Source organism: Pseudomonas sp. MNR3A, assembly GCF_009650575.1.
GTDB lineage: Bacteria > Pseudomonadota > Gammaproteobacteria > Pseudomonadales > Pseudomonadaceae > Aquipseudomonas > Aquipseudomonas machongensis.
In genome coordinates, this window is sequence record NZ_VZZS01000027.1 from 1 (window position 1) to 21,816 (window position 21,816).

General features: G+C 63.4%; 23 protein-coding genes. 12 read left to right on the forward strand and 11 right to left on the reverse strand.

Features of this window, described 5'->3' with window-relative positions:
* Positions 1-42: 42 nt before the first annotated feature.
* Positions 43-996: a zinc ABC transporter substrate-binding protein gene (locus F6X62_RS18295; protein ID WP_371926321.1), complete on the reverse strand. Its 954-nt coding sequence runs from the start codon at positions 994-996 to the stop codon at positions 43-45.
* 18 nt (positions 997-1,014) lie between these two features.
* On the opposite strand from F6X62_RS18295, the gene zur reads away from it, so the two are divergent.
* The 4 genes from zur (at position 1,015) to F6X62_RS18315 (ending at position 3,881) form a co-directional block, all read left to right on the forward strand.
* Positions 1,015-1,500, forward strand: coding sequence for a zinc uptake transcriptional repressor Zur (zur, locus tag F6X62_RS18300; protein WP_054893358.1), 486 nt, complete (start codon positions 1,015-1,017; stop codon positions 1,498-1,500).
* Positions 1,497-2,270, forward strand: coding sequence for a zinc ABC transporter ATP-binding protein ZnuC (gene znuC, locus F6X62_RS18305; RefSeq protein ID WP_054893359.1), 774 nt, complete (start codon positions 1,497-1,499; stop codon positions 2,268-2,270). Before zur ends, znuC begins: the two co-directional genes overlap by 4 nt.
* Positions 2,263-3,045, forward strand: a complete 783-nt coding sequence (znuB, locus tag F6X62_RS18310; protein WP_063541998.1) for a zinc ABC transporter permease subunit ZnuB — start codon at positions 2,263-2,265, stop codon at positions 3,043-3,045. Before znuC ends, znuB begins: the two co-directional genes overlap by 8 nt.
* A 128-nt stretch (positions 3,046-3,173) precedes the next feature.
* Positions 3,174-3,881, forward strand: coding sequence for a PA5502 family lipoprotein (locus F6X62_RS18315; protein WP_153774339.1), 708 nt, complete (start codon positions 3,174-3,176; stop codon positions 3,879-3,881).
* A gap of 92 nt (positions 3,882-3,973) precedes the next feature.
* On the opposite strand, the gene katE is transcribed toward F6X62_RS18315, so the two are convergent.
* Positions 3,974-6,118 (reverse strand): catalase HPII, encoded by a 2,145-nt coding sequence (gene katE, locus F6X62_RS18320; protein WP_153774340.1) that lies wholly within the window; start codon positions 6,116-6,118, stop codon positions 3,974-3,976.
* A 224-nt stretch (positions 6,119-6,342) separates the two neighbouring features.
* Here katE and F6X62_RS18325 point away from each other — a divergent pair, with 224 nt between their 5' ends.
* The 3 genes from F6X62_RS18325 (at position 6,343) to F6X62_RS18335 (ending at position 8,859) form a co-directional block, all read left to right on the forward strand.
* Complete coding sequence (locus F6X62_RS18325; protein WP_065864691.1) at positions 6,343-7,350, forward strand: methionine ABC transporter ATP-binding protein; 1,008 nt, start codon at positions 6,343-6,345, stop codon at positions 7,348-7,350.
* Positions 7,350-8,021: a methionine ABC transporter permease gene (locus F6X62_RS18330; RefSeq protein WP_153774341.1), complete on the forward strand. Its 672-nt coding sequence runs from the start codon at positions 7,350-7,352 to the stop codon at positions 8,019-8,021. The genes F6X62_RS18325 and F6X62_RS18330 overlap by 1 nt, the downstream gene beginning before the upstream one ends.
* Positions 8,022-8,085: 64 nt before the next feature.
* A complete protein-coding gene (locus F6X62_RS18335; protein ID WP_054893365.1) occupies positions 8,086-8,859 on the forward strand; it encodes a MetQ/NlpA family ABC transporter substrate-binding protein in 774 nt (257 codons plus the stop codon).
* A gap of 73 nt (positions 8,860-8,932) precedes the next feature.
* Here F6X62_RS18335 and F6X62_RS18340 read toward each other — a convergent pair whose 3' ends face one another.
* From F6X62_RS18340 to F6X62_RS18360, 5 genes are read right to left on the reverse strand one after another with little or no spacing between them, the layout of a single operon-like run.
* Complete coding sequence (locus tag F6X62_RS18340) at positions 8,933-9,565, reverse strand: SCO family protein (RefSeq protein WP_054893366.1); 633 nt, start codon at positions 9,563-9,565, stop codon at positions 8,933-8,935.
* Complete coding sequence (cyoE, locus tag F6X62_RS18345) at positions 9,562-10,461, reverse strand: heme o synthase (protein WP_153774342.1); 900 nt, start codon at positions 10,459-10,461, stop codon at positions 9,562-9,564. Before cyoE ends, F6X62_RS18340 begins: the two co-directional genes overlap by 4 nt.
* Entirely contained in the window at positions 10,446-11,519 is a 1,074-nt protein-coding gene (locus tag F6X62_RS18350) for a heme A synthase (RefSeq protein WP_153774343.1), read from the reverse strand. Before F6X62_RS18350 ends, cyoE begins: the two co-directional genes overlap by 16 nt.
* Before the next feature lie 9 nt (positions 11,520-11,528).
* On the reverse strand, positions 11,529-12,113 hold the full coding sequence (locus F6X62_RS18355; RefSeq protein WP_112897051.1) for a hypothetical protein: 585 nt from the start codon (positions 12,111-12,113) through the stop codon (positions 11,529-11,531).
* Complete coding sequence (locus F6X62_RS18360; RefSeq protein WP_153774356.1) at positions 12,079-12,822, reverse strand: SURF1 family protein; 744 nt, start codon at positions 12,820-12,822, stop codon at positions 12,079-12,081. Before F6X62_RS18360 ends, F6X62_RS18355 begins: the two co-directional genes overlap by 35 nt.
* Before the next feature lie 63 nt (positions 12,823-12,885).
* On the opposite strand from F6X62_RS18360, the gene F6X62_RS18365 reads away from it, so the two are divergent.
* Positions 12,886-13,089, forward strand: coding sequence for a twin transmembrane helix small protein (locus F6X62_RS18365; protein WP_054893370.1), 204 nt, complete (start codon positions 12,886-12,888; stop codon positions 13,087-13,089).
* Positions 13,090-13,119: 30 nt separating this feature from the next.
* On the opposite strand, the gene F6X62_RS18370 is transcribed toward F6X62_RS18365, so the two are convergent.
* Genes F6X62_RS18370 through coxB form a run of 4 tightly spaced genes read right to left on the reverse strand, consistent with a single transcriptional unit; the run spans position 13,120 to position 17,357 of the window.
* Positions 13,120-14,007: a cytochrome c oxidase subunit 3 gene (locus tag F6X62_RS18370; RefSeq protein WP_054893371.1), complete on the reverse strand. Its 888-nt coding sequence runs from the start codon at positions 14,005-14,007 to the stop codon at positions 13,120-13,122.
* A 16-nt stretch (positions 14,008-14,023) separates the two neighbouring features.
* Positions 14,024-14,590 (reverse strand): cytochrome c oxidase assembly protein, encoded by a 567-nt coding sequence (locus F6X62_RS18375; protein WP_153774344.1) that lies wholly within the window; start codon positions 14,588-14,590, stop codon positions 14,024-14,026.
* Positions 14,591-14,602: 12 nt separating this feature from the next.
* Positions 14,603-16,186, reverse strand: a complete 1,584-nt coding sequence (gene ctaD / locus F6X62_RS18380; RefSeq protein ID WP_065864686.1) for a cytochrome c oxidase subunit I — start codon at positions 16,184-16,186, stop codon at positions 14,603-14,605.
* A gap of 43 nt (positions 16,187-16,229) precedes the next feature.
* On the reverse strand, positions 16,230-17,357 hold the full coding sequence (gene coxB / locus F6X62_RS18385; RefSeq protein WP_054893374.1) for a cytochrome c oxidase subunit II: 1,128 nt from the start codon (positions 17,355-17,357) through the stop codon (positions 16,230-16,232).
* A 382-nt stretch (positions 17,358-17,739) separates the two neighbouring features.
* Here coxB and F6X62_RS18390 point away from each other — a divergent pair, with 382 nt between their 5' ends.
* From F6X62_RS18390 to F6X62_RS18405, 4 genes are all read left to right on the forward strand, one after another.
* Positions 17,740-18,375: a hypothetical protein gene (locus F6X62_RS18390; protein WP_153774345.1), complete on the forward strand. Its 636-nt coding sequence runs from the start codon at positions 17,740-17,742 to the stop codon at positions 18,373-18,375.
* 111 nt (positions 18,376-18,486) lie between these two features.
* Positions 18,487-19,827: a CHASE2 domain-containing protein gene (locus F6X62_RS18395; protein WP_153774346.1), complete on the forward strand. Its 1,341-nt coding sequence runs from the start codon at positions 18,487-18,489 to the stop codon at positions 19,825-19,827.
* A gap of 33 nt (positions 19,828-19,860) precedes the next feature.
* Positions 19,861-20,226 (forward strand): hypothetical protein, encoded by a 366-nt coding sequence (locus tag F6X62_RS18400; protein ID WP_054893377.1) that lies wholly within the window; start codon positions 19,861-19,863, stop codon positions 20,224-20,226.
* Positions 20,223-21,800 carry a M48 family metallopeptidase gene (locus F6X62_RS18405; protein ID WP_153774347.1) on the forward strand — a complete coding sequence of 526 codons (1,578 nt, stop codon included), beginning with the start codon at positions 20,223-20,225 and terminating at the stop codon, positions 21,798-21,800. The genes F6X62_RS18400 and F6X62_RS18405 overlap by 4 nt, the downstream gene beginning before the upstream one ends.
* Positions 21,801-21,816 lie beyond the last annotated feature (16 nt).

The window sequence follows — 21,816 nt, forward strand, 5'->3', positions numbered from 1 at the left end:
TTCGCCGCTGCGACTTGCCCCGCGATAGGGCCGGGTCAGCCGCTAGAGATGCTCCAGGCAACCCACCAGGTCGTTGCCCAGCTTCTCCAGCAAACGCTCGTAGCCCTTGCCATCCACCGGATCGTTCCCACCCAGTGCATCCAGCTCCGCCAAGGTCACCGGCAGCCCGGCCACCAGTGTTTCGGCCAGGCGCGGGCGGATCGGCGGCTCGCTGAACACGCAGGTCGGGCCAACTTCCTGCAGACGCTTGCGCATGGCCGCGACATGCTGGGCACCTGGCTGCACTTCGGCGGCGACGCTGAACACGCCGGTATGGCGCAACCCGTACTCGGCTTCGAAATAGTCGAACGCTTCGTGGAACACGAAGTAGGGCTTGCCGGCAATGCCCGCCACACGGGCCTTGATCCGCTGGTCGAGCGCGTCCAGACGCTCGACGAAGGCCTTCTGGTTGGCCTGATAGCGCGCCGCATTGGCCGGATCCGCCGCCGCCAGGTCGTTGGCCATTTTCGCCGAAATCACCCGGGCATTGACCGATGACAGCCACAGGTGCGCATCGAGCGACCCCGGCTGGTGGTCATGGTCGTGATCGTCGTGGTCTTCTTCATGCGAGTGGCTGTCCTCGCCAAAACGACGCAGCTTCATGTCTGCCAACGTCTGCACGGCGATGGTCGGCTTGCTGCGGTTTTTCAGCACGCGCGGCAGGAAGCTCTCCATGTCCGGGCCGATCCAGTACAGCAGGTCGGCATCGCCCACCTTCCGTACGTCGGACGGGCGCAAGGCGTAGTTGTGCGGCGAGGCGCCGGGCGGCAGCAGCACTTCGGGGCTGCCGACACCGTCCTGAACCGCGGCAGCGATCTGCTGCAGGGGCTTGATGCTGGTCAGCACACGCACGTCGGCCTGGGCCGAGAAGGTGATGAAAGCGACAAAGAGAGCAAGGAATCGGGACACAGTGGATACTCGGCTCGTCAGAAACAGGTAACATAATAACGTCTCCATCGATAACCGTCGCCGCCCATGTCAATCACGCCGCTGGCTCACCGTCCCCACGATCATTCCCATTGCGTCCACAGCGCCTTGGCCGAAGCCGACGCCCTGTGCGTCCGCCAGGGTCTGCGCCTGACCGCGCTGCGCCGCCGTGTGCTGGAGCTGGTGTGGCAAAGCCACAAACCGCTGGGCGCCTACGACATCCTCGCCGTGCTCAGCGAACAGGACGGCCGCCGCGCCGCACCACCGACCGTGTACCGCGCCCTGGACTTCCTGCTCGAGAACGGCCTGGTGCACCGCATCGCCTCGCTCAACGCCTTCATCGGCTGCAGCCACCCTGAACACAAGCACCAAGGCCAGTTCCTGATCTGCCGCGAATGCCACGTGGCCATCGAACTGGAGCAGGAGAGCATCAGCGGCGCCATCGTCGCCAGTGCCAAGGCCGTGGGCTTTGCCGTCGACACCCAGACCGTCGAAGTGGTCGGCCTTTGCAGTAACTGCCGGGGCGCCGCATGAGCGACGCGCTGATCCGCCTGGAGCAGGTCGGCGTCACCTTTGGCGGCGAAGCGGTGCTCGACAGCATCGACCTGTCGGTCGCACCACGCCAGATCGTCACCCTGATCGGCCCCAACGGTGCTGGCAAGACCACACTGGTGCGCGCCGTGCTCGGTCTGCTCAAGCCGAACAGTGGCAAGGTCTGGCGCAAGCCGCGCCTGCGCATCGGCTACATGCCGCAGAAGATCCAGGTAGACGCCACCCTGCCGCTTTCGGTACTGCGTTTCCTGCGCCTGGTGCCGGGCGTGGATCGCGCCGCGGCGTTGTCGGCATTGCAGGAGGTGGGCGCCGAACACGTCATCGACAGCCCGATCCAGACGGTCTCCGGGGGCGAGATGCAACGGGTATTGCTGGCGCGGGCGCTGCTGCGCGAGCCTGAACTGCTGGTGCTCGACGAACCGGTACAGGGCGTCGACGTGGTTGGCCAGACCGAGCTGTACAACCTCATCACCCGCCTGCGCGACCGCCATGGCTGCGGTGTGCTGATGGTCTCCCACGACCTGCACCTGGTGATGAGCGCCACCGACCAGGTGGTCTGTCTGAACCGCCACGTGTGCTGCTCCGGGCACCCGGAGCAGGTCAGCAACGACCCGGCCTTCGTCGAGCTGTTCGGCCAGAATGCTCCAAGCCTTGCGGTCTACCACCACCATCATGATCACAGCCACGATCTGCACGGCGCGGTGATCGCCCCTGGCGCCCATGTTCACGGAGAGCACTGCAAGCATGGCTGATTTTCTTCTGTACGCCTTGCTTGCCGGTCTTTCCCTGGCGCTGGTGGCCGGCCCACTGGGCTCCTTCGTGGTCTGGCGGCGCATGGCCTATTTCGGCGACACCTTGTCCCATGCCGCGCTGCTGGGCGTGGCGCTGGGCTTCGTGCTGGACGTCAGTCCCACGCTCGCGGTAACGGTCGGCTGCCTGCTGCTGGCGATCCTGCTAGTGACCCTGCAACAGCGTCAGCCGCTGGCCTCCGACACCCTGCTCGGCATCCTCGCACCCAGCACCCTGTCGCTTGGACTGGTGGTGCTGAGCTTCATGCACGATGTGCGCATCGACCTGATGGCCTACCTGTTCGGTGATCTGCTGGCGATCAGTACCACCGACCTTTCATGGATTCTCGGCGGCAGTGTGTTGGTGCTGGGCTTGCTCGCGGTGCTCTGGCGCCCGCTGCTGGCAATCACCGTGCACGAGGAGCTGGCGATGGTCGAGGGCCTGCCAGTGGCGGCCCTGCGCATGGCGCTGATGCTGCTGATCGCGGTGGTGATCGCAGTGGCGATGAAGATCGTCGGCGTGCTGCTGATCACCTCGCTGCTGATCATCCCGGCCGCTGCGGCACAGCGTCACGCGCGCTCGCCCGAGCAGATGGCCCTGGGCGCCAGCTTGCTGGGCGTGGCAGCGGTTTGCGGGGGGCTGGCGATGTCCTGGTTCAAGGATACGCCTGCTGGTCCATCGATCGTGGTCTGTGCCGCAGTGCTATTCTTGCTGAGCCTGGCATTGCCCAAGCGCTGAAATTTCAGGGTGCGCATTGACGCACCCTGCAACCTTTGCGCCCGTAAAGGGTCTGTAAGACTTGTTTTCGAGCGTGCGCACCTGGGTGTAGACTTGCTCGCTTTTTGCGCAAATAGAGAGTCGCAGGAATGAAGCCGTTCGCCTCCCGTTATCTGCTTGTTGCCGCGTTTTCCCTGTTCCTGGCCGCCTGTTCCAGTGCCCCGGTCGAGCAGCCGGTCGCGCCTGCGCAGCCAGACGCCTGGCAGCAGTTGCAACAGAACATCGCCAGCAACGAGCTGGCCACTGCCGAAGACCAGCTCGCCAGCCTGCAGGCACAGTCGCCGAACGATGCGCGTATCGAGCAATACCAGCGCCAGATCGCCGAAGCCTACCTGCAACGCAGCCAGATCGTCCTGCAGAAAGGCGACGTCAATGCGGCCGCCACTGCGCTGGCCCGCGCCCGTGCACTGATGCCCCAGGCACCAGCGCTGACCGGCGGTGATGCCGTCGCCCATGCTCGCCAGGCCGAGCTGGACAAGGCTGAAGCCGCGCTGAAGGCTGCAGAATCCAAGCCACAGGCACGGGTCATCGACCCGGCGGCACCGAGCACGGTGATTGCACTGAAAACCACGGACATTGCAGCCATGCGCAAGCAACTGGATAACATCGCCGCCGATGTGGTGAATTACCAGTGCGAAGTGGTGTTCCAGGTGCCACGCACTCAGGATGCGCCGTGGCTCAAGACCCTGCTGCAGAAGCGGGTGACGCGGATCGATGCGGACTTTGCGCTGAAGCAGAAGCACGAGATCCAGCGGGCATTGCCAGCACAGGTGGTGCTGGTGCCGCATCAGCGCTGAAACAGCGTCGACATCTTCGCGGGTAAACCCGCCCCCACAGATGCGTACATAACCTGTGGGAGCGGGTTTACCCGCGAACAGATGCTACGGCATCAAGCCGGAATCGCTTCTGCAGCCGCCTCCCGCTCCCATACCCGGTGCCCTTCGACCGCCTTCACAAAGGCTTCCACGGTCTTCTGGTCATCCCCAAGCAGCAACCCCTTGTCCTCCTTGAGCCCCAGCGCCCCCAGGAGCGCCTTGCCATCATTGGCCAGAGCGATCGCCTTGAGGTGCTTGTAGCCCTCGAGCAGGAAGTGCTTGGCCACGCCACTGCCCGCCAGTGCATCCAGCGAGGCCTTGCCAGCGGGCACCAGGATCCCGTCGAACATGACCGAAGGCATGCCCTCCATCGACGCATCCACCGCCAGCGCCTTGCCGCCAGAGGTCTTCACCGGCGCCGAGGTTGGCCCCAGCAGCATGGGACGTGCGCTGTGGGCCTCCAGCGCCTTGACCAACCTGTCGACGCTTTCGTCATCCACGCCATTGGCCACCAGCAACGCGATCTTGCGCCCCTTGATGCCCACATCGCCGGGATGATTCATCTGGCTCAGGGCCGGCGACGCCTTGAGTTTCGATTCCTTACCTTTGACCGTCCCGGTCTTCGGCGCCGGTAGGCCGAGGTTCTGCGCGACAGCGGCTGCAAGCTTCAGGTCGATATTGGCCAGAATCTCATTAACCTCACGCGCACGAATATGCTCGCGCTCCACCTTGCCCAGTTCGAAGCTGTAGGCCTTGATGATGTGCTGTTGTTCGGTGTCGCTCATGCTGTGGAAGAACAGCCGCGCTTGCGAGAAGTGATCGCCGAACGAGTCGCTGCGCTGGCGGATCTTGTGCGCGTCGACGCGCTCCTGGTAGCTCTCGAAGCCACCGTCCTGCGGCGCTGCAGGGGTTTCTTTCGGCCAGCCAGCATCGATCGAGTTGGGCTCGTAGGCGGCGCGGCCCTTGTGAATGGTGTGACGGTGCATGGCATCGCGCTGATTGTTGTCATTGCGCGCCACCGGCCGGTTGATCGGGATCTCGTGGAAGTTCGGCCCACCCAGGCGGCTGATCTGAGTGTCGGTGTAAGAGAACAGCCGGCCTTGCAGCAGCGGGTCATTGGTGAAGTCGATGCCCGGCACGATATGCCCCGGGCAAAAGGCGATCTGTTCGATTTCGGCGAAGAAGTTGTCCGGATTGCGGTTGAGCACCATCTTGCCCAGCGGCGTCACCGGCACCAGTTCTTCGGGGATTATCTTGGTCGGATCGAGCAAATCGAAGTCGAACTTGTGCTCGTCTTCCTCCGGCACGATCTGCACGCCCAGTTCCCACTCGGGATAGTCACCGGTCTCGATGGCCTCCCACAGATCGCGGCGATGGTAGTCGGTGTCCTTGCCCGCCAGCTTCTGCGCTTCGTCCCACAATACCGAGTGCACGCCCTGGCGCGGCTTCCAGTGGAACTTGACGAAATTGGCTACGCCCTCGGCGTTGATCAGCCGGAAGGTATGCACACCGAAGCCTTCCATCATCCGCAGGCTACGCGGAATGGCGCGGTCGGACATGGCCCACATCACCATGTGCGCCGACTCGGGCACCAGCGAAACGAAGTCCCAGAACGTATCGTGGGCCGAGCCGCCGGTAGGTATTTCGTTGTGCGGCTCAGGCTTCACCGCGTGGACGAAATCGGGAAACTTGATCGCATCCTGGATGAAGAACACCGGCATATTGTTGCCAACCAGATCGAAATTGCCTTCATCGGTATAGAACTTGACGGCAAATCCACGTACATCACGCACGGTATCACCTGAGCCACGCGGCCCCTGCACCGTGGAGAAACGTACGAACACCGGGGTGATCTTCTCGGCATCCTGCAGGAAGCCGGCCTTGGTCAGGGCGCTGTGATCGCCATAACTCTGGAAATAACCATGGGCACCGGTACCTCGGGCGTGCACGATGCGCTCCGGGATGCGCTCGTGGTCGAAGTGGGTGATCTTCTCGCGCATGATGAAGTCTTCGAGCAGCGAAGGCCCGCGTGCGCCCGCCTTGAGGGTGTTCTGATTGTCGGCGATACGTACGCCCTGGTTGGTACGCAACGCCTGGCCAGTGGCGTCGTTACGGTCCTGTTCGAGGCTTTGCAGCTTGGCATTGGTGTTGGCGCGGTCGGGCGTCTGGGTACCGGCCAGTTCGCTCTGCTTGGGCGCATCCGTCCTGTTGCTCGACATCTTGGCTCTCCTCATCAGTCTTCAGGCTGCCCGTTCGGGCTTGTTCAAGTAATGACTGGACCGTTTCGCCAAGCGTTCCATCGGGATTACCGGTTGTCGCGTTATGCCGGATCGATTGGTCGATTACGAAATAAATGCTAAGAACAACTATGGGAAAAGGCTAAAATGCGCCACCCCAGCTCACCGCTGACCCCAATTTCCATGCGCCCCACAAGGTTCGCTACGTGATCGAGTTCCAACATGTGCACAAGACCTACCGCGTCGCCGGTAGGGACATCCCCGCCCTGAATCCGACCAGCCTGACCATCGAGAATGGCCAGGTGTTCGGCCTGATCGGCCACTCCGGCGCTGGCAAGAGCACCATGCTGCGCCTGATCAACCGCCTCGAAGCGCCGTCCGGCGGCAAGATCATCGTCGACGGCGAAGACGTCACCGCCTTCGACGCTAACCAGCTGCGCCGCTTCCGCCAGCAGGTCGGCATGATCTTCCAGCACTTCAACCTGCTCGCCTCGAAAACCGTCGCAGACAACGTCGCCCTGCCACTGGTGCTGGCCGGCGAGCTGTCGCGTGCAGAGATCGACAAGCGCGTGAGCCAGTTGCTGGCCCGCGTCGGATTGTCGGACCACGCGAAAAAATACCCGGCACAACTGTCGGGCGGCCAGAAACAACGCGTGGGCATCGCCCGGGCGCTGTCGACCAACCCGAAGATCCTGCTGTGTGACGAAGCCACCAGCGCTCTCGACCCGCAGACCACCGCCTCGGTGCTGCAACTGTTGGCCGAGATCAACCGCGAGCTGAAGCTCACCATCGTGCTGATCACCCACGAGATGGATGTGATCCGCCGAGTCTGCGACCGCGTGGCGGTGATGGACGCCGGGGTGATCGTCGAGCAGGGGCCGGTGGCGGACGTGTTCCTGCACCCGCAACACCCGACCACCAAGCGCTTCGTCCAGGAAGACGAGCAGGTCGACGAAGGCGAGCAGCGCGACGACTTCGCCCACGTGCCGGGCCGCATCGTGCGCCTGACGTTCCAGGGCGACGCTACCTACGCGCCGCTGCTGGGTACCGTGGCCCGAGAGACCGGGGTGGACTACAGCATCCTGGCCGGCCGTATCGACCGCATCAAGGATGTCCCCTACGGCCAACTGACTCTCGCCGTCACCGGCGGCAACATCGACGCAGCGTTCGACCGCTTCAAGGCGGCTGACGTACACATGGAGGTCCTGCGCTGATGGACGCCTTGAATTTCTTCGCCAACGTCGACTGGGCCGAGATTTCCCTCGCCACCGGCGACACCCTGATCATGCTGTTCGGCTCGCTGCTGTTCACGGTGCTGCTCGGCCTGCCACTGGGCGTGCTGCTGTTCCTTTGCGGCCCACGGCAAATGTTCGAGCAGAAGGGCGTCTACGCGCTGCTATCGCTGATCGTCAACATCCTGCGTTCGCTGCCGTTCATCATCCTGCTGATCGTGATGATCCCGTTCACGGTACTGATCACCGGCACCTCGCTGGGTGTGGCCGGCGCCATCCCGCCACTGGTGGTCGGCGCCACACCGTTCTTCGCACGCCTGGTCGAGACCGCACTGCGCGAGGTGGACCGCGGCATCATCGAAGCCACCCAGTCGATGGGCGCCACCACCCGCCAGATCATCACCAATGCCTTGCTGCCGGAGGCCCGTCCGGGCATTTTCGCGGCCATCACCGTCACCGCCATCACCCTGGTGTCCTACACCGCGATGGCCGGTGTGGTCGGCGCGGGCGGCCTCGGCGACCTGGCCATCCGCTTCGGCTACCAGCGTTTCCAGACCGACGTGATGATCGTCACGGTGGTATTGCTGTTGGTACTGGTGCAGATTCTGCAGAGCGTCGGCGACAAGCTGGTCGTACATTTTTCCCGTAAGTAAGCCTAACAGGGTCGGCCCGGCCGTCCCGTTCGGGGGCCGTCGCGGCCCTCACAAGGAGTGATCGATGAAAAAGCTGTTCGCTGTCGTCGCCGCCGTCGCGGCCTTCTCGGCCAATGCCGCCGAAACCCTGACCGTCGCCGCCACCCCGGTGCCGCACGCCGAGATCCTCAACTTCGTCAAGCCACAGCTGGCGAAGGAAGGCGTGGAGCTGAAGGTCAAGGAGTTCACCGACTACATTCAACCGAACGTGCAGGTCGCGGAAAAACGCCTGGACGCCAACTTCTTCCAGCACCAGCCGTACCTGGATGAATTCAACAAGGCCAAGGGCACCAAGCTGGTCAGCGTTGCCGGCGTGCACATCGAGCCGCTGGGCGTCTACTCGGCCAAGATCAAGAAGCTCGACGAACTGCCATCCGGCGCCACCGTGGTCATCCCCAATGACGCCACCAACGGCGGCCGCGCTCTGCTGCTGCTGGACAAGGCTGGCGTGATCAAGCTCAAGGACAACACCAACATCCTGTCCACCGTGAAGGATGTGGCTGAAAATCCGAAGGGTGTGAAATTCCGCGAACTGGAAGCGGCCACCATCCCGCGCGTGCTGACCCAGGTCGATGCAGCGCTGATCAACACCAACTACGCCCTGGAAGCCAAGCTCAATCCAGAGAAGGACGCCCTGGCCATCGAAGGCAGCGACTCGCCGTACGTGAACATCCTGGTGACCCGTGAGGACAACAAGGACGCGGACGCGGTGAAGAAGCTGGTGCAGGCGCTGCACTCGCCTGAGGTGAAGCAGTTCATCAACGAGAAGTACAAGGGCGCTGTGGTGCCGGCGTTCTAAGCCGAACGATCGCGCTGGATTTTTCGCGGGCAAGTCGCAGCGCCGACTTGCCCGCGAAGCTTTTGGGGGTTCATCAATCCCGCTTGACCAGCCCCGGCAACTGCGCCACCAGCTTCTGGTTGTTGAACGGCGCACGAATGAACCCGCGCTGACGCCCGTCCGGCCCGACCACCGCCAGGTTGCCACTGTGATCGACGGTGTACCCTGGCTTGCTGGTGTCCGCCGGGATGAACGGAATGCTCAGGGCATTGGCCAGCTTCTGGGTATCCTCGATGGAACCTGCCAGCCCCACGAAATCCTTGTCGAAATAGCCCAGGTACTGCTTGAGCTGCTGCGCCGTGTCGCGGTTCGGGTCGACGCTTACCAGTACCACCTGCAAACGGTCGATCGCCTCCTTGGGCAACTCGCTCTTCACCTGGCGCAACTGCGCCAACGTGGTTGGGCAGATGTCCGGGCAGTAGGTGTAGCCGAAGAACAGCAACGACCACTTGCCCTTCAACTGATCCAGCGCCACTGGCTGGCCGTTCTGGTCGTTCATGGTGACATCCGGCACGCTGCGGCTCTGCGGCAGGAGGATGATGCCGGCATCGATCAGTTCGGCCGGATTGGCCTCGCTACGGCCATTGAGCACCTTGTTGACGGTCAAGCCCATGATCAGCGCGACCAGGGCAACGAGGATGAAGACGGTTTTCTGGGTTCGGGTCATAGGTTCAGCAACAGGTAGTGGTCAACGAGCAGGGCGATGAACAGCAGGAACAGGTACGCGATAGAGTACTTGAAGGTGCCGATCGCCGCGTGCGGCCGGGTGCCACGGTACAACACCCAGGACCACTGGACAAAGCGCAGCCCCAGCAACAGGGCGCAGGCCAGGTAGAGCGGGCCGCTCATGTGGATGGCGTAGGGCAGCAGGCTCACCGCCAGCAGCACCAGGCTGTAGAGCAGGATGTGCAGCTTGGTGTAGTGCTCGCCGTGGGTCACCGGCAGCATGGGTATCTCGGCCTTGGCGTATTCCTCCTTGCGGTGGATGGCCAGGGCCCAGAAGTGCGGTGGCGTCCAGGTAAAGATGATCAGCACCAGCAACAGCGGCTCCGCGCTCAGGTGGCCGCTGACCGCGACCCAACCCAGCAACGGCGGGGCGGCGCCCGCCAGGCCGCCGATCACGATGTTCTGCGGCGTGGCGCGCTTGAGAAAGCCGGTGTAGACGACCGCATAGCCCAACAGGGAGGCGAGCGTGAGCCAGGCTGTGAGCGGATTGGTGAAGGCCAGCAGCAACGCCATCCCGGCGATTGCCAAGGCCAGAGCGAACGCCAGCGCCGGCAGGGGCGCAACCCGTCCCTTGGCCACCGGCCGCTTGCAGGTGCGGGCCATCAAGGCATCGATGCGCCGGTCTAGTACATGGTTGACTACCGCCGCGCCGCCGGCGCACAGGGCGATGCCCAGATTGCCGAACAGCAGCACCGTCCACGGCACACCCGCGCGGGTGGCGAGGAACATGCCTACCAGCGAGGTGATCAGCATCAGCACCACCACCTTGGGCTTGGTCAGCTCCAGGTAGTCGCGCCAGCCAGCGCGCTGCCGCCCTTGGCTCAGAACCGTCGCCACGTGTCGTTCCTCAGATGATGGGAAACGCCGCCAGGCGTGACCGGCCGCAGGCGCCAGCCCAGGCCGACACGCACCTTGTCGACCACCCGAATGCGGTAGTTCACCAGCACCATGGTCAGCAGCAGCAGGGCGCCCCCGGCGTTGTGCGCCACAGCCACCCCCAGCGGCAGGTGCAGCAGCACGTTGCTGATCCCCAACCCCACTTGCAGCGCCAGGGCAGCAAGCACCAGCCGGGCCAGGCCGGACAGGCCATTGCTGTGCAGCTTCCAGCTCAGCATCAACAGCACTGCCACGACCATCAATGCACCCAGGCGATGGCTGATATGGATGGCCGTACGCGCATCACTGTCGAGCTGCCCGCCCAGGTAGTTGGGGCCGACGTGCTGGGTGAGATGGAAACCGTTGCTGAAATCCGCCGCAGGCCACCATTGACCATGGCAGGTCGGCAAGTCGATGCAGGCGACTGCCGCGTAGTTGGCACTCACCCACCCGCCCAGGGCGATCTGCCCAATCACCACCAGCAGTGCCAGCGCAGCTACCCGACGCAGACTCAACGGCAGCTTGGGCGGTGGCGCAAAGGCCCGGGACAGACGCAGGGATAACAGGAACAGCAAGCTCAGGGTGGTGAAGCCTCCGAGTAGGTGCGCCGTGACCACCTGCGGCCAGAGTTTGAGGGTCACCGTCCACATGCCGAACGCTGCCTGTGCCAGCACCACGGCCAGCAGCAGCACCGGCAACCGGTAGGGCCCACCGTCGCGGCCATGACGACGTACCGCACCTATCGCCAGCCAAGCGATGACCAGCGCCAGGGTGCCGGCAAAATAACGATGCACCATTTCCGCCCAGCCCTTGGCTTCTTCCACTGGATGCTCGGGGAAGTGCAACTCGGCATGGGCCAGTTGCGCATCGGTCTTGGGCACGCCGATGAAGCCATAGCAGCCGGGCCAGTCGGGGCAGCCGAGGCCGGCGTGAGTCAGGCGCGTGTAGGCGCCGAGCAGCACGACGACCAGTGCCAGCAGGGTGGCGAACACAGCGAGTCGGTAACCGGGTCTGGCCATGCTGGCCTCCTAGCCGATGTTGGACAGCTTGAGCAGGTGGCGCAGGTCGTCGAGCACATGCTTGCCCTTGACCTTGGCGTCGTAGCGCAGCACCAGGTTGCCGTGGGGATCGACGATCCACAGTTGCGCGCCGGGCTCGACGACCTTTGTGCGATAGCGGTCGGCATCCAGCGGATAGCGCTGCAATTGCGGATACTCGCGCTCGAGCAGCGCCTGGTAGTCGCCACTCAAGGGCGTCGCGGTTGCCAGCGCATGGCTGGCGCGGCTGGCATCGCGGCCAAGGCCGACCTGGATCTGTCGGGCGAGGTAGACCAGTTGCTGGCAGTCCTCGGTGCAGGCATCGGGCGTGCTGACCAGCAGTTGCCAGCGCTCGTCCTGAGCCTGGATGCCGATATCGGCGCGGCTTTGGCCGTTGCCGATCATCACGCCATGGTAGCTGCGCCCCTCCGGCACCCAGAACTTGAGCTTGTACATGCTGGTGGCGAGGATCATCGGACCGAGGGTCACCAGCAGGATCAGGATCAGTTGCAAGCGCCCGCGGGTGCGGGACTTGCGCCCTTCAGGCACGTCCAGTGGACTCGTGGCGGCGGCCATGGCGTTTCTCCTTGTTGTCGTTGTGCCAGCCGAAATACAGGTACAGCAGCACCAGCGCCGTGCTCAGGGCGAACCACTGCACGGCATAGCCGAGGTGTTTTTCCGGGCCCATGGCAACGACCGGCCAATCCAGCCGATAGCTGGCAGGGCCTGGTTCCAGGCGCAGTTCATGGGCGAAGCCTTCGCGCGCCAGCTGCTGCCAGAGCTGCGCGGGATCGACAGCGGTCAGCAGGTGCGGCCACTGGCCGCCAGGCGGGTCGGGGTGCAGCTGAAAGCTGCTGCCTGGCGGCACATAGACCGTGGCCTGCAACGCCAGGGGCTGGGCCGGGGTGTCGAAACGCACAGGCACACGGCGGTCCGGCCAGGGCAACCAGCCGCGATTGACCAGCAACCACTGGCCACTGGCCTGGTCGTGGAAGGGTTGCAGCAGCTCGACACCGGCCTGGCCGTCGCGCAGGCGGTTGTCCAGCAGCAGGCTGTGCTCGGGGTCGAACTGACCGAACAGGCGCACGCGGTAGAAGGCCGGGTCAGGCAGTTGCACAAGCTGCGCCACGGCCACCGGCGCCTCGATGCGCCGCTCGGCGTAGCTGTCGAGCAGTTGGCGCTTTTCTTCGGCCCGGCGCAGTTGCCAGCAGCCAAGCGCGATCAGCCCCGGCAGCAGCGCGAACACCACCAGGGTCGGGACCAGCCCTGGGCGAAATGGCCTCACCGCGGCCTCGCCCTGTCGATCGCTATACTTGTCCACATCACTGCATCCCCCCGGAGTTTCGCCATGCTCAAGGCCGCGATTGTCCTGATGCTGTTGGCCACCATCGCCAGCCTGTTCAGTGGCCTGGTGTTCTTGGTCAAGGACGATGACCACTCGACCCGCTTGCTCAAGGCCCTGACCGTGCGCGTCATCCTGGCCGCCCTGACCGTCGGCCTGGTGGCCTGGGGCTTCATCAGTGGGCAGCTGGTTTCGCACGCGCCGTTCTGAATCACCCCACCCACAGGGTCCACCTTGCGGCTAAAGCACATACACAAAGATGAACAACCCCACCCACACCACATCCACGAAGTGCCAGTACCAGCTGGCCGCCTCGAACCCGAAATGCTTGTCCGGGTTGAAATGCCCGCGCAGCACGCGCACGAACATCACGATCAGGATCAAGGTGCCGAGCGTGACGTGCGCACCATGAAAACCGGTGAGCATGAAGAAGGTCGCACCGTAGATTCCCGAGCCCAGGGTCAGGCCAAGGTGCACGTAGGCCTCGTAGTATTCGTAGGCCTGCAGAGCCAGGAACGATAGCCCCAGCAGGATGGTCAGCCCCAGCCACAGTTTCAGCGCACCGCGATGGCCCTTGCGCAGGGCATGGTGGGCGATGGTGATGGTGACGCTGGAGCTGACCAGCAGGAGGGTGTTGATCAGCGGCAGGTGCCAGGGGTTGATGATGTCCTTGGGCGGCGGGAACAGCTTCGGATCGGGCGTGTGCAGCAACGGCCAGACGAACTCGAAGCTGGGCCAGAGCATATGCGTCACGCCCTTGGCACCTTCGCCGCCGATCCAGGGTCCGGCCAGCACCCGCACATAGAACAGCGCCCCGAAGAAGGCCATGAAGAACATCACCTCCGAGAAGATGAACCAGCTCATGCCCCAGCGGAACGAGCGGTCCATCTGCGCGCTGTACAGCCCGGCGTGGCTCTCCTTGACCACCGCACCGAACCAGCCGAACAACATGTAGGCCAGAAACAGCGCACCGACGAAGAAGATCAGCGGCCCGTGGGATTCCGGGTGTCCGGCCTTGAGGTCGTTGAACCAGGTACCCAGGCCGAACACCGTGATGAACAGCCCGATAGTGGCGATGATCGGCCACTTGCTCTGCGCCGGAACGTAGTAGTGCTCATGACTTGCCATTGCTGTTCTCCTTGCCTCAGCGGGCGTCCTGAACGTCCTGTACCGCGGCATGGGCGACCGGCGGGTGACGCGCAGTGATGTCGAACAAGGTGTAGGCCAGGGTCAGGTGCTTCACATTGCCCGGCAGGTCGCGGTCGACGATGAAGCGCACCGGCATCTCGATGCGCTCGCCGGGCTGCAGCACCTGCTGGGTGAAACAGAAGCACTCGGTCTTGTGGAAATACGCGGCCGCTTCGGCCGGGGTGATGCTAGGAACGGCCTGCGCACTCATCGGCCGGTCGGTCGGGTTGTGCGCAACGAACACCATCTGGTTCACCGCACCCGGATTCACTTCGAGCTGGTCAGCGGTGGAGTAGAAGTCCCAGACCATGTCGCTGGCGTTGGTCGACATGAACTGCACCCGCACCGTGCGCGAGGGGTCGCTGACCTGGCTGCCCTCGTACTGCCCGCCCGTCTTGCCGTTGATACCAAAGGCCTTGCACATCACGTCGTAGATCGGCACCAGGGCAAAGCCGAAGGCGAACATCACCACCGTGAGCATCAACAGGCGCAGCACCAGGCGTTTGAGCGACAGGCCGGTCATCGCGTCAGTCTCCTATTTCACTTCCGGCGGGGTCTGGAAGGTGTGGTAGGGCGCAGGCGAGGGCACCGACCACTCCAGCCCGTCGGCGCCATCCCAGGGCTTGGCCGGAGCCGGCTCGCCGCCGCGGATGCACTTGATGACGATGAACAGGAAGAAGATCTGCGTGGCGCCGAACATGAACGCACCGATGGAGGAGATCATGTTGAAGTCGGCGAACTGCAGGTTGTAGTCCGGAATCCGTCGCGGCATCCCGGCCAGCCCGACGAAATGCATGGGGAAGAAGGCCAGGTTCATGCCCACGAACGACAGCCAGAAATGCAGCTTGGCCAGGGTTTCGTCGTACATGTGCCCGGTCCATTTCGGCAGCCAGTAGTAGGCCGAGGCAAAGATGCCGAAGATCGCGCCCGGCACCAGCACGTAATGGAAGTGGGCGACCACGAAATAGGTGTCGTGGTACTGGAAGTCCGCCGGGGCGATGGCCAGCATCAAGCCCGAGAAGCCGCCGATGGTGAACAGGATGACGAAGGCGATGGCGAACAGCATCGGCGCCTCGAAGGTCATCGCGCCCTGCCACATGGTGCTGACCCAGTTGAACACCTTCACCCCAGTGGGCACGGCGATCAGCATGGTGGCGTACATGAAGAACAGCTCGCCCACCACCGGGATGCCGACCACGAACATGTGGTGAGCCCAGACGATGAACGACAGGAAGGCGATCGCACCGGTGGCATAGACCATCGAGGTGTAGCCGAACAGCGGCTTGCGCGAGAACGCCGGGATGATCGAGCTGACCGCGCCGAAGGCCGGCAGGATCATGATGTACACCTCGGGGTGGCCGAAGAACCAGAACACGTGCTGGAACAGCACCGGGTCGCCGCCACCCGCCGCGCTGAAGAAGCTGGTGCCGAAGTGGATGTCCATCAGCATCATCGTGACCACGCCGGCCAGCACCGGCATCACCGCGATCAGCAGGAAGGCGGTGATCAACCAGGTCCAGACGAACAGCGGCATCTTCATCAGCGTCATGCCCGGGGCGCGCAGGTTGAGGATGGTGGCGATGACGTTGATCGCGCCCATGATCGAACTGATACCCATCAGGTGGATGGCGAAGATGAAGAAGGTGACGCTGGCCGGCGCATAGGTGGTCGACAGCGGCGCATAGAAGGTCCAGCCGAAGTTCGGCCCGCCGCCGGGGCTGAACAGGGTCGAGACCAGCAGCAGGAAGGCCGCCGGCAGCAGCCAGAAGCTGAAGTTGTTCATACGTGGCAGGGCCATGTCCGGAGCGCCGATCATCAGCGGAATCATCCAGTTGGCCAGGCCGACGAACGCCGGCATCACCGCGCCGAACACCATGATCAGCCCGTGCATGGTGGTCATCTGGTTGAAGAACGCCGGCTCCACGATCTGCAGGCCCGGCTGGAACAGCTCGGCGCGGATCACCATGGCGAACGAGCCGCCAAGCAGGAACATGGCGAAGCTGAACCACAGGTACATCGTGCCGATGTCCTTGTGGTTGGTGGTCAGTACCCAGCGCATCAGGCCCTTGGCCGGACCATGCGCATGGTCATGGCCGTGGTCGTCGATCACTGCACTCATGTCCTGTCTCCTGCAATCCGCTGATTGCCACGGCTAACCCGGTTCATTGCGCGTCCGCCTGCTTGAGCGCCAGCACGTCCTTCGGCGTGACCATGTCGCCCTTGTTGTTGCCCCAGGCGTTGCGTTCGTAGGTGACCACCGCTGCGATATCGACCTCCGACAGTTGCTTGCCAAACGCCGCCATGGCGGTGCCGGGCTTGCCATGGAAGACGATGCCCAGGTGGGCTTCCTTGGGCCCGGTGGCGATCTTCGAGCCCTTGAGCGCCGGGAACATCGGCGGCAAGCCCTGGCCTTCGGCCTGGTGACAGGCCACACAGGTGGTGTGGTAGACCTTGTCGCCACGCTCGACCAGCTCTTCGAGCGTCCACTCCTTGCTGGTCAGCTCCTTGAGCTTGGCTGCTTCGGCCTTGCGCTCGCCGAGCCAGGTGTCGTAGTCGGCCTTGGACTTCACCTCGACCACCACGGGCATGAAGCCGTGGTCCTTGCCGCACAGCTCGGTGCACTGGCCGCGGTAGATGCCCGGCTTCTCGATGCGCGTCCAGGCTTCGTTGACGAAACCGGGAATGGCATCACGCTTGACCGCAAAGGCCGGCACCCACCAGGAATGGATGACGTCGGCGGCGGTCACCAGGAAACGCACCTTGGCCCCGACCGGCAACACCAGCGGCTGATCGACCTCGAGCAGGTAATGCTCGTCCTTGGGCGCCTGGTTGCGGATCTGCTCGGAAGGGGTGGCGAGGTTGCTGAAGAATTCGACGTCCTGGCCCAGGTACTTGTAGTGCCATTTCCACTGGTAGCCGGTGACCTGAATATCGATGTCCGACTCGCTGGCGTCGTAGATGTCGATCAGGGTCTTGGTGGCCGGGATGGCCATGGCGACGAGGATGAGGAACGGGACGACCGTCCACATGATCTCGACCCAGGTGTGCTCGTGGAAATGCGCAGGCTGCTGGCCGGTGGAGCGGCGATGGATGACCATCGACCAGAACATCGCGCCGAACACCACGACGCCGATGACCACGCAGATCCAGAAGATGGTCATGTGCAGGTCGAACACGGCGTGGGAGACTTCCGTCGCCCCCGGAGACATGTTCACGGTCCAGGCCGCGTGTGCCTGACCGAACACCGTCCACAACAGGAGGCCCATCCAGACATGTGGATGTCGCATCATTGCGGGTTCCCCTTATCGTTCTTGTAGTCCCGGAGGCATGGACGACGTTTTCTACGACATAAGGGGGGGAACGGGGGTCAAGACTGCCTGGCTTCGACGACCGAGCCCCCTGCAAACGGCAGTCGGGCCTCATCAACGAATCACGTTCAAGCGGAGTATAGACAGCGGCCAATGGCACGCAACGCGTGATGTGAAAACAACTTCACGCACTGGCTGAAATTGCTGAAAGGATTATTCCAGAGCGTTCGGGGCACAATAGTGGCACATTGATATAACCCAGCGGAACAAGTGCCTTGTTGTTATAACAAATGCGTCTTAGCAATCTACGCAGCCGAGCTAACTTAGTGTCTTCCGTTTGTAACGCCTTGTCCCTGGAGTTGTCATGAACATCGCAGCTGTACGCGAGCAGATCGAACACGCCCATCAACATGAGAGCCGCACAGGCCAACTGAAGCAACGCCTCGAACAACAACTGCCTCACCTGCATCCTTCGATCCAACTGCCCCCGCAGGACGCCCAGGGTACCTTGACGCGCTTCGTCCGCGCCTACATCGACCAGGTTCCGGAATTGCTCGAAGCGGCCAACGCCGTCGCCCGCGAGGCCGGCATCGAGTCGCAGATCAAGCCGGTGCTGAAAATCGCCGAAGCCTATTTCCTGCAGCCCCCGGAGGTGATGCAGGGACAGGTCGGCCTGGATTGCCTGCTCGATGAAGCCTATCTGGCCCATCGTCTGGTCGAGGAGGTCAACGACCTGTATATCCGCCACTTCCAGCAGCCGCTGATTCCGGTGGACACCACCGTGGCCAACCTCATCGCCCACCAGTTGATCGGCGAGGACTTCGCCAACCAGCTGGATGAAGTGGTGCATCACTCGGTCGAAGAAATGCTCGATGACGAAAGCTTTGCCGTGGAGTCGGTCGAAGCCTATCGCAACACCCTCAGCAGCCCCGAGACCGGCGCAGCCTGGAAGCGCTGGCCGTGCCTGTCGCGCCAATTGAGCGTGGAGCTGGCGCTGTAATACGACGATTCGATCATTGACGGGGCGCAATGCGCCCCTTGATGGTTGCGGGCGCTTTCGGATCGATCGCCAATAGTGGCAAAATGCCTCAACCCCTTGTTTGAGGCATGGATGCTGAAGCCCTCCCTTTTTTCCCTGCGCCAGGCGCTGTTCGGCCTGTCAGTCGTACTGATCGCGTTGCTCGACCCCTTCGGTATCGCCAGCTCGACCGACGATGCCTCGTCGCGCTGGCTCAACCGCCTGTTGGCAGCTACCTACGCCGACAAGGGCCAGCAACAGGTCGTGGTGGTCTTGATCGACGATGACTACCTGCTGCGCAACGACACCTACTGGCCGCTGCCGTACAACGAGCAGAGCAAGCTGTTCAAACGCCTGCTGGCCTATGAGCCGGCGGCAGTGTTCGTCGACCTGCTCTACAGCCACGACCACTCGCGTGAAATCCCCGGGCAGCCCCCACGCATGGAAAGCCAGCTGCTGGCCAATGTGTTCGAACGCTATCGCCAGCAGGATATCCCGCTGTACCTGGCCGATACCGGCCTGCCGCGGGCAAGCGAAGGCGCGGTCAACACCCTGCCGCGCCTGGCCGAGGTCAGCACACCAGCGCTGGTGAGCTGGAGCGACTTCGGCAACCAGTACCCGCTCGCTGTGAAGACGCCCTTGGGCACGCTGGAAACTCCGGCCCTGCGCCTCTACCGCGACTATTGCCGCCACCAGGCATGCACAGACCTGCCCGCAGACCCCGCCAGGGCTGCCGAGCTTGCTCCGATGACCGTGCAATGGGGCGTGTACCGCTCGCCCGAGCAGGAAAAGGTCGCCGATGTCAGCACCTGCGATATTCCGGGATTGTTCGAGCAACTGAAGCAGGCGGTGTTCTGGAAGCTGGGCAAACAGGCACGGGCGACCTGCGCGTACACCCTGACGCTGTCGCCTACCGACCTTGAGGTCACCGACCCGGACGACCGCAAGCTGCTCGAATCACTGCTGCGCGGGAAGCTGGTCCTGGTCGGCGCGCAGATCGCTGGCACCGGCGACCTCACCCAATCTGCGCTGCACGGCAAGATTCCCGGCGTCTACTGGCATGCCATGGCCCTGGACAACCTGATCAACTGGGGCATGAACTACTACCGGGCCACGCCCAGCCTCGCCGACCTCGGCATTCCGGCAGGCTCCGTCGATGTGCTGGATATCCTCGAACTGCTACTGCTCGGCGGCATCACCCTGCTCAAGGGCAGCCTGGACGCCCCGCTGTTCACCCGCGCGCTGTTCATCCAACGGCGTCGCCCAAGGCTGCGGCCACTGGCTGCCTGGGCCTTGGTACTCGCCGCCATCGTCCTGCTCAGTTGCGGGCTTTGGCACTACAACTACACGCCGGCCAACGTGCTCGGCCTGTTGCTGTTGTCGCTCACGTTGTTCAGCGCAAGGATCCAGGCCCTGTTCGCCAACAGGGCCTGACACCCGGAATTTCTCTATCAAAGGACCCCAGAGATGATCAAGAGCTCCCTATTGCTGCTGTCGCTGCTGGTCAGCCAGAGTGTGATGGCCACCCCCGAGCCGGTAGTCGAAGCCTGGCTGCGCAAGTCGGTGGCAGTGCTGGACGACCAGGGCAAATCGCTGCGCCAGGTCGACAGCAGCAGCCTGCCAAAAGCGCCCAAGGTGCTGCAGTACAACAAGGAGCTGGACATCATCCAGGTAGGCCTGCCCGAGGGTAACGTCTGGATGGACACCATGGCGGTACGGGTGAACCCGCCGTTGAACATCGTCAAGTTCCCCTGCCAGACCCTGCAAAGCGGCTATTCCGACGACCACCAGAACAACTCGACCATCGGCTACGGCGCCGGGTGCAAGAAATGAGTGCGGGCAAGCTCAAGGGCGTCGCTGCCGCCCTGTCGCTGGCAATGCTTGGCGGCTGCAACACGCTCAATGGGGCCAACGACGCCTTGCAGAACCTGGTCGGCCCCTCGACCCAGTCGCGGCTGGACGGGCGTTATGTCGATCATCAGGACGTGCGTTCGTATTATCGGCTCGACCCACAGAAAACCCAGCAACTGCGCTTGAGCTTCGACGGCCGGGCGATTCCCGCCGACGAGATCCGCCAGCAGAACCTGGTGCGCATCCCGGCCCTGGAGAGCTATCTGCAAGGTATCGTCAACCGCCTGGCCAAAGGCTGGCCGGGGCAGGCACCGAACCTGCAGGTACGCATCGTCGACAGCTACGCCTTCGGCCCCTCGGCCGACCCCTACGGCAACCTGTTCGTGCCGCTGGGCATGCTCGACAACGTCGAGAGCGAGGATGAAATCGCGGCCATGCTCGGCCACGAGATGAGCCACGTGCTGCTGCGCCATCATGATCGCCGGGCAGCGTTCCAGGAGCAGAAACAGTTGCTCACCAACATCACCACCACGGTGGTGATCGCAACCGTGGCAAAGAATACCGGACGCAACAAGCAGACCGGCGCGCTGTTCAGCAAGGACCCGGTGGGTACGCAGAAGGCCATCGGCAATACCGTGCTCTACACCTCGCTGGCCAACAGCTTCTCGGACAATGTCTGGAGCACCGCCTGGGGCCGCACCCAGGAAGACCAGGCTGACCTGCTCGGCGCCGACCTGATGATCCGCGCCGGCTACGCGCCGCGGGCTTCGAGCGTCAGCCTGCAACGCCTGGAAGACTTCCAGGGCAAGCAGAAGCCTTTGCTCGCAAGCTTCCTGCAAGAGCGCCAGACGGCGATGACCGACTCGCTGAAAAAGCTCGACCTCAACCGCACCACCCAGGAACTTCAGACCCTGCTCAACCAGGGCTTGGGCACGGCATTGAACGCCACCGGCCAGTACCTGACCCGCTCGCACATGTCGCCGATCCAGCGAGACGAAGAGCTGCGCCAGTATCTGGACCGCGAATACCAGCAACAGACCCAGGCGCGGGTAAACCGTCGCACCTGGCCGCAGGTGCGCGATTCGGCGACGGTGCAGCGTTCGCTGCAGGCTTACCGTGACGCCTACGCAGCCACCGCCGCACTGGAGCAGAAGAAGACCCGCGAAGCCGAGGCCTTCGTCAGCCGTGCGCTGGCGTCTCCTGTCGGTAACCAGCCAGGCATCCGGCGTGCGGCTTTCGCCGTGCATTCGGCGCAGGGCAACGGCCGCGCGGCCCTCGCCGACCTGCAGGGCATCCAGGACTGGTCGCTGGCAAGCCCGATGGTCTATGACTTGATCATCGGTCATCACCTGCGCAACCGCGATCCCCAGGCAGCGCTGGGGATGATCGACAAGGCCGAACAGAACCTGGGCTCAGAGGAGTTGTTCATCACCGAGAAGCTGCTGGCCAGTCGTCAACTCAAGGCCGATGACCAGGTAAAGCAGGTACTGCGCAAATGCGAGCAGTACCCCAGCCGTAAAGAAGGCTGTCGCAAGCTGGTGCCCAAGTCGGCCTGAGACTTGGGCACACGAC

Excerpts from the sequence above, each read along its gene's own strand:
- F6X62_RS18335 (WP_054893365.1), top strand. The coding sequence starts at position 8,086 with ATGAAAAAGCTGTTCGCTGTCGTCGCCGCCGTCGCGGCCTTCTCGGCC.
- F6X62_RS18405 (WP_153774347.1), top strand. The coding sequence starts at position 20,223 with ATGAGTGCGGGCAAGCTCAAGGGCGTCGCTGCCGCCCTGTCGCTGGCA.
- katE (WP_153774340.1), bottom strand. The coding sequence starts at position 6,118 with ATGTCGAGCAACAGGACGGATGCGCCCAAGCAGAGCGAACTGGCCGGT.
- F6X62_RS18390 (WP_153774345.1), top strand. The coding sequence starts at position 17,740 with ATGAACATCGCAGCTGTACGCGAGCAGATCGAACACGCCCATCAACAT.
- F6X62_RS18355 (WP_112897051.1), bottom strand. The coding sequence starts at position 12,113 with ATGGCCGCCGCCACGAGTCCACTGGACGTGCCTGAAGGGCGCAAGTCC.
- F6X62_RS18400 (WP_054893377.1), top strand. The coding sequence starts at position 19,861 with ATGATCAAGAGCTCCCTATTGCTGCTGTCGCTGCTGGTCAGCCAGAGT.
- zur (WP_054893358.1), top strand. The coding sequence starts at position 1,015 with ATGTCAATCACGCCGCTGGCTCACCGTCCCCACGATCATTCCCATTGC.
- F6X62_RS18350 (WP_153774343.1), bottom strand. The coding sequence starts at position 11,519 with ATGGCCAGACCCGGTTACCGACTCGCTGTGTTCGCCACCCTGCTGGCA.
- F6X62_RS18370 (WP_054893371.1), bottom strand. The coding sequence starts at position 14,007 with ATGGCAAGTCATGAGCACTACTACGTTCCGGCGCAGAGCAAGTGGCCG.
- F6X62_RS18330 (WP_153774341.1), top strand. The coding sequence starts at position 7,350 with ATGGACGCCTTGAATTTCTTCGCCAACGTCGACTGGGCCGAGATTTCC.
- znuC (WP_054893359.1), top strand. The coding sequence starts at position 1,497 with ATGAGCGACGCGCTGATCCGCCTGGAGCAGGTCGGCGTCACCTTTGGC.
- coxB (WP_054893374.1), bottom strand. The coding sequence starts at position 17,357 with ATGATGCGACATCCACATGTCTGGATGGGCCTCCTGTTGTGGACGGTG.
- znuB (WP_063541998.1), top strand. The coding sequence starts at position 2,263 with ATGGCTGATTTTCTTCTGTACGCCTTGCTTGCCGGTCTTTCCCTGGCG.
- F6X62_RS18315 (WP_153774339.1), top strand. The coding sequence starts at position 3,174 with ATGAAGCCGTTCGCCTCCCGTTATCTGCTTGTTGCCGCGTTTTCCCTG.
- F6X62_RS18340 (WP_054893366.1), bottom strand. The coding sequence starts at position 9,565 with ATGACCCGAACCCAGAAAACCGTCTTCATCCTCGTTGCCCTGGTCGCG.
- F6X62_RS18365 (WP_054893370.1), top strand. The coding sequence starts at position 12,886 with ATGCTCAAGGCCGCGATTGTCCTGATGCTGTTGGCCACCATCGCCAGC.
- F6X62_RS18395 (WP_153774346.1), top strand. The coding sequence starts at position 18,487 with ATGCTGAAGCCCTCCCTTTTTTCCCTGCGCCAGGCGCTGTTCGGCCTG.
- F6X62_RS18375 (WP_153774344.1), bottom strand. The coding sequence starts at position 14,590 with ATGACCGGCCTGTCGCTCAAACGCCTGGTGCTGCGCCTGTTGATGCTC.
- ctaD (WP_065864686.1), bottom strand. The coding sequence starts at position 16,186 with ATGAGTGCAGTGATCGACGACCACGGCCATGACCATGCGCATGGTCCG.
- F6X62_RS18295 (WP_371926321.1), bottom strand. The coding sequence starts at position 996 with ATGGAGACGTTATTATGTTACCTGTTTCTGACGAGCCGAGTATCCACT.